Consider the following 11964-nt stretch of genomic DNA (forward strand, 5'->3'; position numbering starts at 1 on the left):
GTTCTGCAAACAAAACTGAATGGAAGAAGAATTTGAATTTGATTTTACTGAGGACCCACAGTTCTCGGTAGAACGATACGAAGAGATGATCCGCAACCACGATCAGTACTTTTTTGATGCACAGGCGTTTGAAAATATCATCGACTACTACATCGAAAAGAACGACCCCGTAAAGGCACTCCAGGTAGTTGAATACGCCCGCGCCCAACACCCCTTCGCAGCAGTTTTCCTGATCAAGCAAGCGCAGCTATACGTGGTAACAAACCGTATTGGCGATGCTTTTGCCTCACTGGATAGGGCACAAACCCTCGAAGCATCTGATGCCGATATCTACATCATCCGCGGTAATTTGTACGAAAGTATTGATCGCTACCCCGAAGCTTTGGAGAATTATGAAAAGGCTTTAGGCATGGCCGAAGAAATTGACGAGATACTATTGCACATAGCATACGTTCACCAAAACATGGGCGATTATGAAACTGCCATAGGTTACCTTAAACAGTGCCTTGAACAAAATATGGAAAACCAGGACGCTTTATACGAACTGGCTTTCTGTTATGATGTGATGGACAACCAGGCCGAAAGTGTGCAGTTTTACCAGCAATATATTGATAATGAGCCTTACAGCTATGCCGCGTGGTATAACTTAGGTAACGCTTTTACTAAGCTAACCCTGTTTGAAAAGGCAATTGATGCTTACGATTATGCCATATTAATTAAGGATAGCTTCGCATCAGCTTATTTTAATAAAGGCAACGCGCTGGTTAACCTCGAAAAATATGCCGAGGCCATTGAAGTTTACCGCCAAACGTTTGAGTACGAGCAACCCAACGCCGATACTTATTGCGCTATTGGCGAGTGCTACGAAAAGCTGGAGCAAATGGACGAGGCCCGCTCATTCTACAAAAAATCGGTTAAAATGGACCCCAAACTGGCCGATGCCTGGTTTGGAGTTGGTGTGACCCTTGATTTTGAAGAACGTTACTTTGAGGCCCTCCACTTCTACAAAAAAGCTTTGGACCTTGACCTAACTAATCCGGATTACTGGTTTGCCATTGCCGATGCCGAGTACAAATTAGGCCACTTAGTTGAAGCCGAATCCGCTTATGAAAAGGTGGTTGAGCTTAATCCATTGGATACCGATGCCTGGTTAGATTACTCATCCATATTATATGAGCAAAAACGTTTGGATAGCGCCATCGAAGTGATTGCCGAAGCTATCAAGAACAACCCTGACGCGGCCGAGCTATATTACCGCATGGTAGCTTACTTGTTTGCCCGCGGCGAGTTGAACGAGGCCTTGAGTTACTTAGAACAAGCTTTAACAGCCGATCCGGAAAAGCACTATATCTTGTTTGATTACCTGCCGCAATTGCAGGAAAATAAGGTGATCATCGATATCATAAACAGATACACCAAGTAACCAGTATTAACACAAATTTTACGATCCGGAATTTTTATAGTTCCGGATTTTTTATGACCTTTGCTTTTAGAACAATTTGTTATAGGCTATATCAAAAAATTATAATTGAAATACTTTTCATGAATTATCATCTGAACGATCTACCTGCGCGCGAAGTTAAACCCCGTACCAATGGCTTAACCATGGTTATGGATAAAGGCCTAAGCTGCCGCCAGGCCGAAGATTTTATAGAGGTAGGCGGCCCGCATTCGGATATTATCAAGTTGGGTTGGGCAACATCGTTTGTTACGCCTAAGCTTGAAGAAAAACTACAGATCTATCGTGATGCCAACCTGCCGGTATATTTCGGTGGTACTTTGTTTGAAGCCTTCATCGTCCGCAACCAGTTTGATGATTACCGGCGCATCCTGGATAAGTATAAAATGGAATTCTGCGAAGTATCCGATGGCTCCATCACCATTGAGCACGATGTAAAATGCGAATACATCCGCAAACTGAGTGAACAGATCACCGTGATATCCGAAGTTGGCTCTAAAGATGTTCAAAAGATATTCGCGCCTTATAAATGGATCAAACTGATGAACGCCGAAATTGAAGCCGGGTCATGGAAAGTAATTGCCGAAGCCCGCGAAAGTGGTAATGTAGGTATCTACCGCGATTCCGGAGAGGTACGCCAGGGTTTGGTTGACGAAATATTAACCCAGATCCCACAGGAAACCATCATCTGGGAAGCACCTCAAAAAGCGCAGCAGGTTTGGTTTATCAAATTACTTGGCGCGAATGTGAACTTAGGCAATATTGCACCAGCAGATATGATCCCATTAGAAACTTTACGTTTAGGATTAAGAAGCGACACTTTCGACCATTTTATTAATCTGTAGTTTTCGGGATTTTACCGTCCCCTTAAAATCCCATCCGGGGTTAGATATCGTCAGACAAATAAAAAACAAACAGGCTAAAAGTAACTGTAGTTGAATAATAAACCATAATAGTAAAGGCTCCCGATCTAAAATCGGGAGCCTTTTTTGTTTATACCATATCCTTTCTGAACATCTACTTTGCCACTGCCTAAATATGCTGCCCTAATAAAACAGAGTTAAGTATCTCCAGCACTATTAAACAGATATATTTTTATTTATAATAACAGTTTTATTTATAAAAATATATTTAGACAGAAGTTAAAGCATTCCATTTATTATCATCACCTTGGAGTCTATAACCATGCCTGATTTTTTTTAGCTTTTATCGATGTCTTGTGTCACGTATTTAATTTGGACATGTTTTCTACCAAATAAACGATGACGCTAAGTCCCATATAATAAGCTAGCCAATTAAAATATTAAAAGTAATACATGAAAAAAAAACTACTCATTCTATTTATAACCGTATTTGCTTTTTGTACTGGTGCTTTGGCTCAATCTCAGGCATTTAGGTACCAGGCCGTTGCTCGTGGCGCCAACGGTGGGTTGCTGGTGAACCGGGCACTTAATATTAGATTATCCATACGTACAGCAACACCAGGAGGCACAATTGAGTATCAGGAAGTCCAAAATGTAACCACCGATCAGTTCGGATTATTTGGTTTAGAGGTGGGTAGTGGTACTGCTACGGTAGGTACTTTTACTACAATTAATTGGGCCAGCGCTCAAAAATATATCCAGACAGAAGTTGACTTGGGTTCAGGTTTTATGGTAATGGGGGTTTCGAAACTGTTAAGTGTTCCTTACGCTATATATTCATTTAACCCGGGCGGCGCCAAAGGAGCTACGGGCGCTACAGGCCCGCAAGGAGCAAGTGGTATACAAGGAATAGTAGGTGCGACAGGAGCAACCGGTGCAACGGGTAACAACGGAACGAACGGTGTTACTGGTCCGACAGGATCAACCGGTGCAACGGGTAACAACGGAACAAACGGCCCAACTGGTGCCACAGGATCAACCGGTGCCACAGGTAACAATGGAACGAACGGCCTAACTGGTGCCACAGGATCAACCGGTGCAACAGGTAACAATGGAACAAACGGCGTAACTGGTGCCACAGGATCAACCGGTGCCACAGGTAACAATGGAACAAACGGCCTAACTGGCGCGACAGGATCGACCGGTGCCACAGGTAACAATGGAACGAACGGCCTAACTGGTGCCACAGGAGCAACCGGTACTACCGGTAACAATGGAACGAACGGTGTTACTGGTGCGACAGGATCGACCGGTGCCACAGGTAACAATGGAACAAACGGCGTAACTGGCGCGACAGGAGCAACCGGTGCGACAGGTAACAATGGAACAAACGGCCTAACTGGCGCGACAGGAGCAACCGGCGCAACGGGGAATACTGGAATCACGGGTGTTATCGGGGCAACAGGTGCCACTGGTTTCACAGGATCAACAGGGAATACTGGAATCACGGGTGCTATCGGGGCAACAGGTGCCACTGGTTCAACCGGAGCGACAGGTCCAACGGGCGATACAGGAATAGCGGGTGCTACCGGAGCGACGGGCAACACAGGAATAACGGGCACGACTGGTGCTACCGGAAGTACCGGTGATATTGGTGCCACAGGGCCTACCGGGAGTACAGGAATAACCGGATCTACTGGCTCCACCGGGAGTACGGGTGCTACCGGATCTAACGGAAGCTATGGTGCGCCGGTGGTGGCTGTGAACAGTACCTCAGGCAGCATTACAGCCGATTTTAGCGCAAACACAACCACCAAATTCTTTATTATTGACCGTGCCGGTACCGGCACCAGTTTTAGCGTAAACCTTACGCTACCGTCTTCAAGCAATTACAGCGTGGGCGACGTTGTTACGGTAGCTTTTGTGGGGAGCGGTAACGCCACGGCAACCGTAACATTGACTATGGGTGGTGTTACATCATTCTATGCCAGGGAATTTGCTTCATCGGTAGACATTTCAACCACTGGGACTTCATTTTCTACAACGTCAACTCTGGCTTCATTTAAGATAATTAAGTATAGCGCTACAGCTTGGTACAGGTTTAACTAATAGCTGCCAGCCTGCAACACTTCAAAAACGCCCTGCACTAACTGCGGGGCGTTTTACTTTCACGCTCCTACCCAGGGGCTTGCAATTAAGCATATCACCATTTAATGCCCCATGGGTTTCCTGAGCGCCATAACGCGTTAATCAAAAATGACTAGGATCATTTTCGCGGTTTTATAGTTTTCAACAGCTATAAGCCATTCTGTTCTAATAATTTAAGTGGCTTTGACTAATTATGATGTGACTACTTAACACAATGTTGAAAACTCTGAATAGTATCAGATTATCGAGATAGATAAATTCGTTTTAAAACCCCTTAAGTTTTACCCATCGTTCAACACTATCTAATACATGCAGATATGAGCAAAAAAGATACAAAAAAGACAAGCGCTGCTAAAGGACTAAAACTCGACAGGTATTTTAGTAAAGAAGGTACCACCGTATATGATCAATTCACTTACGAAAAGCGCACATCTGTTATCCGTAACCCATCTGGCGATGCTGTTTTTGAAATGAACGATGTTGAGGTGCCAGCGGCCTGGTCGCAGGTGGCAACAGATATCTTAGCTCAAAAATACTTCCGCAAAGCCGGCGTACCACAACCCGATGGTACTACCGGTTCCGAAAAAAGCATTAAACAGGTTGCCCACCGCATGGCCAACTGCTGGAAAGACTGGGGCCAACGTTATGGCTACTTCGCATCAGCAAAAGATGCCGATATATTTTACGATGAATTGGTTTATACCCTGGTTGGTCAGCTTGCAGCTCCAAACTCACCGCAATGGTTTAACACAGGTTTGCATACCTCATACGGTATAACCGGTAAACCGCAGGGCCATTATTATGTTGACCCGGTTACCGAAAAACTTGAAAAATCGACATCTGCCTACGAGCGCCCGCAACCGCATGCCTGTTTCATTCTATCTGTAGATGATGATTTGGTTAACGAGGGTGGTATTATGGACCTTTGGGTTCGCGAGGCACGTATTTTTAAATACGGCTCAGGCGTAGGCACCAATTTCAGCAAAATTCGTGGCGAAAGCGAAAAGCTCTCTGGCGGTGGCTATTCATCAGGTTTAATGTCCTTCCTCAAAATAGGCGACAGGGCAGCCGGAGCCATCAAATCTGGCGGAACAACCCGCCGTGCCGCTAAAATGGTTTGTTTAGATCTGGACCACCCCGAAATAGAAGGCTTTGTAAACTGGAAAGTTGAAGAAGAAAAAAAGGTAGCCGCGCTAATTGCCGCAGGCTATTCATCTGATTACGAAGGCGAAGCTTACCGCACCGTGTCCGGTCAAAACTCAAACAACTCAGTTCGTATCCCTAATAACTTTTTTCACGCGTTAAAAGGTGGCAAACAGTGGGACCTGATCAGCCGCATGAATGGCCGGGTGATCAAATCCGTACCCTCACAAAAACTATGGGACGATATCGCTTTCGCGGCCTGGGCTTGCGCCGATCCGGGAGTACAATTCGACAGCACCATTAACGAGTGGCACACCTGCCCCGAGGGTGGCCGCATTAATGCGTCTAATCCATGTTCGGAGTATATGTTTTTGGATAATACGGCTTGTAACCTGGCCTCCATAAACCTTGCCCATTATTTTGATGCCGATACCCGTGTATTTAATGTAAAAGCCTTTGAACACACCTGCCGCATTTGGACCATTGTATTAGAGATATCTGTACTAATGGCGCAGTTCCCGTCTAAAGATGTAGCGCAATTATCTTATGATTACCGCACGCTTGGTTTAGGCTACGCCAATTTAGGTTCGGCCCTGATGGTGAACGGCATCCCTTACGATAGCGATAAGGCCCGCGCCATTGGCGGAGCAATAACCGCTATTATGACGGGTACCGCTTACGCCACCTCCGCCGAAATGGCCCGCGAGTTAGGCACCTTCAGCAAATACAAAGAGAACAAAAAGCATATGCTCCGCGTAATGCGAAACCACCGCTACGCGGCCTACAATTCAACTGAAAATTATGACGCGCTGGAAATTCACCCGCCGGGAATCGATCAAAAATATTGTCCGGATTACCTGTTATCAGCCGCCTGTAATGCCTGGGATAAGGCCGTAGAAATGGGCGAAAAATATGGTTACCGCAATGCCCAAACCACCGTAATTGCCCCAACCGGAACTATAGGCCTGGTAATGGATTGCGATACCACCGGCATCGAACCAGATTTTGCACTGGTCAAATTTAAAAAACTATCAGGCGGTGGATACTTCAAGATCATCAATCAAGCCGTTCCCGAAGCTTTAAGGAACTTAGGCTACAAAGATCACGAGTTGTTATCCATTATCAACTACGCCAAAGGAACAGCTACTTTAGCAGGAGCACCACACGTTAACCTGGATTCGCTCAAAGCAAAAGGCTTAACCGATAACGAACTGGAAAAATTAGACAAAGCCGTAGTATCCGCTTTCGAGATCAGCTTCGCGTTCAACATCTGGACACTGGGCGAAGATTGCCTCAAACGTTTAGGCTTAACCGCCGAGCAATACAATGCTCCCGATTTTAACCTGCTCCGCGCCCTCGGCTACAGCAAACAACAGATCGCGGAAGCTAACGAACACATCTGTGGCAACATGACCATTGAAGGCGCCCCATTTTTAAAACAAGAGCATTACCCCATATTTGATTGCGCCAATAAATGCGGCACCAAAGGCGAGCGCTATATTCACGCCCACGGCCATATTAAAATGATGGCCGCCGCACAACCATTCTTATCCGGAGCCATCTCAAAAACCATCAACCTGCCTAATGAAGCTCAGGTTGACGAGATCAAAGATTGTTACGAACTATCATGGCAACTGGGCCTCAAAGCCAATGCCCTTTACAGGGACGGCTGCAAACTATCGCAACCGTTATCAACCAAATCAGATCAAAAAGAAGAAGTATCCGACGAGAAACTGGATACTGTAGAAGAAGTACTGGGCAACGCCGCTAACGTTAAACTAAGCGACCTAACCCCCGATCAGGTTCTGGAAGCGGCCATAGCAATTATGGAGCGTTCAAAAGATACCAGTTTTATGCGCCAGCTATCGCGCGTGGTACAGAAGAAGAGCCTGCCATTTAAACGCCGTGGTTTTACTCAAAAAGCCAGCATTGATGGCCAAACCGTATTCGTTCGCACAGGCGAGTATGAGGATGGCACCCTGGGCGAAATATTTGTGGATATGCACAAAGAAGGCGCAACCTTCCGCTCATTGATGAACTGCTTTGCCATAGCCGTTTCGGTAGGCCTGCAATATGGCGTACCGCTTGAAGAATATGTAGAAAAATTCACCTTTACCCGTTTTGAACCAGCCGGTATGGTGGTAGGCCATGCTAATATCAAAAGCTCAACTTCTATTATTGATTACATCTTCAGGATGCTGGGTTACGAATACCAAAACCGTACCGACCTGGTGCATGTCATCACCGAGCAAAACGCCATCACCGGCAACCCGCAAATGGGCGACGAAGACTTTAATACCGACGAAAGCAATATTTATCAACCCGCAAACCCAGCGACCAGCAACGGAGCTCAAAAACAGTATAGTGTTGATTTGAGCATGGGTGTTCAAAGCGATGCACCTGCTTGCAGCGTGTGCGGCCACACTACATTACGATCGGGCACGTGCTACAAATGCCTCAATTGTGGTAATAGCATGGGCTGTTCATAACCCCTAAATCCCTGACCAATTATATACCTAAGTATGAAGCCCCCGTTTCTTCGGGGGCTTTTTGTTGAAATATTAAACCATCAACCGGCCTTCGTTAGCATCTAACGACTGGATACCGGCTTCGCGCACTGCGCGGTGTGGGCTGGTTAAAAATGGTGAGTTTTGGGTGAAGATGGATAATACCATAAACAACGCGCCAAAAAGCAAAGTGGGTAAAAAGGTAACATCAGCAAAGTTGAATAACCATGGTGATACCATCAGGAAGAAGCCCGAGAACATCAATATCACCATGTGCATTTGATTAGGCAACGATTTAAACAAACCCAATTTATTATCAGCAAACGTGGCCATCAATAATAAAATGCCCCCCATATACATGGGGATAAGCGATGCCGCGCCGCTTGAATGGGCAAAACCAAATACCCAGGGCGAAACAAATAAAGCGGCACTACCTAAGTAATCTGCAGCCGCGAACTGTGTGGTAGGGATGAACGTTTTCATAATATTATAATTAGTTAAACAATTCTTATCTAACTATATAACGTGGTAAAAACAAAATTGTGTTTTTAATTAAAGTTTATAAAAACAAAAGGGAGAAAACACATGTTTTCTCCCTTTTAAAGATTAAAAATAAAGTATGATTACCTAAAGGAATATCCCACCGAAATACCAAACACATTATTATGGCTTGTTGTACCACTTGTGTTTGATAAGTTAGCTATTCCTATTCCGTAACCCACTTTAAACAACAAGTTGTTTTGAAGAGCAATGCCTGCACCAAGATTTAAACCAAAATCAGGGTTTTTAACATCGCCAGAATTGCTGCCAAATGTAACATTCGCTTCAGCGTTTCCACTTACCGAACCTGTATAAGTAACTTTTTCTTTACCAGATAAACCCAAGGCAACATATGGCCCACCACCCAGAAAAATTTTGCCAATACTTACAGGTATATGGTAAAAAATATTTACCGGTATCTCTACATAATTAAGGGTAAGTTTATCAGTAGCATGAACGCTATACGAACCGCTACTTTGGGTAGACTCGTCACTGCCTCCTTTAAGCGAAAACAACACACCTGGCTGGATGGATACAGATTTACTCAATTCAAAATCGGCAAAAGCACCAACATGAAAGCCAGCAAGGCTTGAACTTGAAATGGATGAACCGCTTGATGTGCTTGAAATACTTGCCAGGTTAAGACCCGCAATAACGCCAAATTTTGTTTGCGCGTAGGTTAAGCTTATTGACAGCGATAAGCTAAGTAATAGTAAGGTTTTTTTCATTGTGATAAGGTTATTTGCCGTAATTATAACAATATTATACCAAAACATAAAAGAATTTATTTAACAATACTCATTGCATTTCTCAAAAATATTTCCGTTTGATAGTATTGTTATAATGACACTTTTGGTTTAACCAGCTTTGATGCGATAAAAGCGAACAAGCCCTGGAATACCCCGAACCCTATTCCAGAAGCTATACCGATCAGGATCATAAATAAAATAGTATGGTTATCCTTTGGCATCATCTTAGCCATATCAGGGTGATGGGCATTGTACGAAGTAAGAAAAATAGTATGTGTAGCTGTAAGATAAATACTGTTAAATATGCTCACAAAAAAGCCATGCGCAAAGTATTTACCGGTGCACACTTTAGCAATAATATATGCTACTACAGCAAATATCACTACCCAGAATATAAATTCTACCTTTTCGGGAATTAAAGAAATAGTTCCGAAGGCCATAATAAGGCCAAACATGGATAATTGAATAATGAGTTTCCAGTTCATGTGGTTTTGATTAAGGTTTATAGTTTAAATATACAGCTTTAAAGTGTGCCAACAGGGTGTTAAAAAATAATTACACGGGCTTAAAACAATTTGCCCGGCGGCTTGCTATAGTAATGTAATGGTTTGTTAAGCTAATAATTATGTAAAGAATAAGCTTAATGAATCTTTATAGTTAAAAATTGCGTAATACAGGGTTAAGAAGTAAATAACGCAAGGATATTTTTTAAAACAAGGGTTTAAATGCCAATATATTCGCATTTTATTTGCGCTAATTGATGCAACTTATTTTATTTAATATACTTTTGCTTAAACATTAAAATTAATTGATAAATAAACATGAACATTTTTGTAGGTAGTCTTCCGTTTAAAGTTGAAGAGAGTGAATTAAAAGAAGTTTTTGAAGAATTTGGTGAAGTTACATCGGTAAAGATTATCACTGACAGAGAAACAGGTAGAAGCAAAGGTTTTGGTTTTATTGAGATGCCTGATGATGAGGCTGCTCAAAAAGCAATTAACGACGTAAATGGCGCTGAACTTTACGGACGTACAATTGTTGTAAACCAAGCTGAAGAGAAAAAAGATCGTCCATCAGGTGGCGGCGGTTACCGTGGCGGTAGCGGTGGTGGCGGCGGCGGTTACAACCGTGGCGGCAACAGCGGCGGCGGTGGCGGTGGTTACAACCGTGGCGGAAGCGGCGGTGGCGGCTTTAAAAGATAGTATCTCGTTTTAATGTATTGAATCATTAACCGGTTCACTATTTTCAAACAGACTTTATTTTTCTCTATTCCAATTCAGTACTTAACGGGTACTACCGAATTAGATATTTAATACTACCGGCGAAGCGTTCTGCCTTGCCGGTAGTTTAATTTATATGCATGGTTAATTGCTGTGTATATTCTTTTTATTCCTTTAGGGGATACTTAATTATATTTATTAAAAACAATTGTCATCGAACGAAGGTACGAGAGAGAAATCTTTTGCGTGCGCTAGCTCGCGGCTACATGATGCAAACGCATCACATCAACAAGATTTCTTCTATCGTCGAAATGACATAAATTAGTCCTTCCCACCCGTCATTGCGAACTCTTGCGAGGCAATCCTCTATGCTATATAGAGCAGATTGCATGGCGTGCAGCTTACATGGTCGACCGGCCTAAAGAGATTACTTTGTACACTTACAGCAATGATGACCAGGGTGAAAATACAAATGAACAGTGGATTATTTCCGGTTTACAAAAAGCTATAAAAAAGTAAAGCCTCCTGATGGGCAGGAGGCTTTTACTAACCAATTATAAACCTAAATTATGAGAAGAGCTGTAGGAGAAGGAGTCGAACCTTCACAGAGTGGTTATTCTTATTGCTAAGAGTTTCCCATGATCTCCGCCACCGCGACAAGGAGGTGTGTCTGCCAAAAATTTCACCACCCAACAATTTGTTGTTATATTATTTTAAAGAACGTGTTAGCTTTTAGGTTGATTGCTTGATACAAATTTAATATGCTTCTACATTCTTTGCAAATATTTCAACAAAATATTTGCATTTTTATACAATTTTTAATTAAACTTGTATTTAGATAAACATTTACAAATTTATGTCGCACAAAAAAGCCCAAAATTTAGAAATTGATAATTTAGATATCCAAATTTTATCAATATTAATGAAGAATGCCACCACCCCATACACCGAGATCGCTAAAGATCTGATCGTATCCGGCGGAACTATTCACGTTCGGATGAAGAAGCTTGAAGAGATGGGTGTGATTAAAGGCGCTAACCTTGAGGTTGATCCGCAGAAACTTGGTTATGATATCTGTGCCTTTTTAGGGATATTTTTGGAAAAAGGTTCGCAATACAACGAGGCTGTAAACCAGTTAAAAAAGGTTAAAGAAATTGTTGAACTGCACTACACTACAGGCAGCTACAGCATCTTCGCCAAAATTGTATGCCACGATACCACGCACCTGCGCGAAGTATTGAACGAACAGATACAAAGCGTAAAAGGCATTCAGCGTACAGAAACCTTTATTTCGCTTGAAGAAAGCATCAAAAGGCAAATCACACTGGACTAACC

General features: G+C 43.2%; 9 protein-coding genes. 6 read left to right on the forward strand and 3 right to left on the reverse strand.

The genetic code is table 11. The features are described from left to right. Positions 1–19: 19 nt before the first annotated feature. The 4 genes from ABIN91_RS20450 to ABIN91_RS20465 all read left to right on the forward strand — a co-directional run bounded on the left by ABIN91_RS20450 (position 20) and on the right by ABIN91_RS20465 (position 8102). Entirely contained in the window at positions 20–1423 is a 1404-nt protein-coding gene (locus tag ABIN91_RS20450; RefSeq protein ID WP_348053390.1) for a tetratricopeptide repeat protein, read from the forward strand. 119 nt (positions 1424–1542) lie between these two features. Continuing rightward, positions 1543–2304, forward strand: a complete 762-nt coding sequence (locus ABIN91_RS20455; protein ID WP_348053392.1) for a phosphosulfolactate synthase — start codon at positions 1543–1545, stop codon at positions 2302–2304. Positions 2305–2775: 471 nt separating this feature from the next. Beyond that, positions 2776–4431 carry an exosporium protein gene (locus ABIN91_RS20460; RefSeq protein ID WP_348053394.1) on the forward strand — a complete coding sequence of 552 codons (1656 nt, stop codon included), beginning with the start codon at positions 2776–2778 and terminating at the stop codon, positions 4429–4431. A 356-nt stretch (positions 4432–4787) separates the two neighbouring features. After that, a complete protein-coding gene (locus ABIN91_RS20465) occupies positions 4788–8102 on the forward strand; it encodes a vitamin B12-dependent ribonucleotide reductase (protein ID WP_348053396.1) in 3315 nt (1104 codons plus the stop codon). Positions 8103–8174: 72 nt separating this feature from the next. Here ABIN91_RS20465 and ABIN91_RS20470 read toward each other — a convergent pair whose 3' ends face one another. From ABIN91_RS20470 to ABIN91_RS20480, 3 genes are all read right to left on the reverse strand, one after another. Beyond that, positions 8175–8603 carry a hypothetical protein gene (locus ABIN91_RS20470; protein ID WP_348053398.1) on the reverse strand — a complete coding sequence of 143 codons (429 nt, stop codon included), beginning with the start codon at positions 8601–8603 and terminating at the stop codon, positions 8175–8177. A gap of 140 nt (positions 8604–8743) precedes the next feature. Next, the gene (locus ABIN91_RS20475; RefSeq protein ID WP_348053400.1) at positions 8744–9388 is read right to left on the reverse strand and encodes a porin family protein; all 645 of its coding nucleotides are present in this window, start codon (positions 9386–9388) and stop codon (positions 8744–8746) included. Between the two features lie 110 nt (positions 9389–9498). Then, entirely contained in the window at positions 9499–9894 is a 396-nt protein-coding gene (locus ABIN91_RS20480) for a hypothetical protein (RefSeq protein ID WP_348053402.1), read from the reverse strand. Between the two features lie 336 nt (positions 9895–10230). On the opposite strand from ABIN91_RS20480, the gene ABIN91_RS20485 reads away from it, so the two are divergent. Both ABIN91_RS20485 and ABIN91_RS20490 read left to right on the forward strand, forming a co-directional pair. Further along, on the forward strand, positions 10231–10611 hold the full coding sequence (locus ABIN91_RS20485) for an RNA-binding protein (RefSeq protein ID WP_348053404.1): 381 nt from the start codon (positions 10231–10233) through the stop codon (positions 10609–10611). Positions 10612–11485: 874 nt separating this feature from the next. After that, positions 11486–11962: an Lrp/AsnC ligand binding domain-containing protein gene (locus tag ABIN91_RS20490; RefSeq protein ID WP_348053406.1), complete on the forward strand. Its 477-nt coding sequence runs from the start codon at positions 11486–11488 to the stop codon at positions 11960–11962. The last annotated feature ends 2 nt before the right edge of the window (positions 11963–11964 follow it).

The organism is Mucilaginibacter sp., from assembly GCF_039921305.1.
Classification (GTDB): Bacteria; Bacteroidota; Bacteroidia; order Sphingobacteriales; family Sphingobacteriaceae; genus Mucilaginibacter.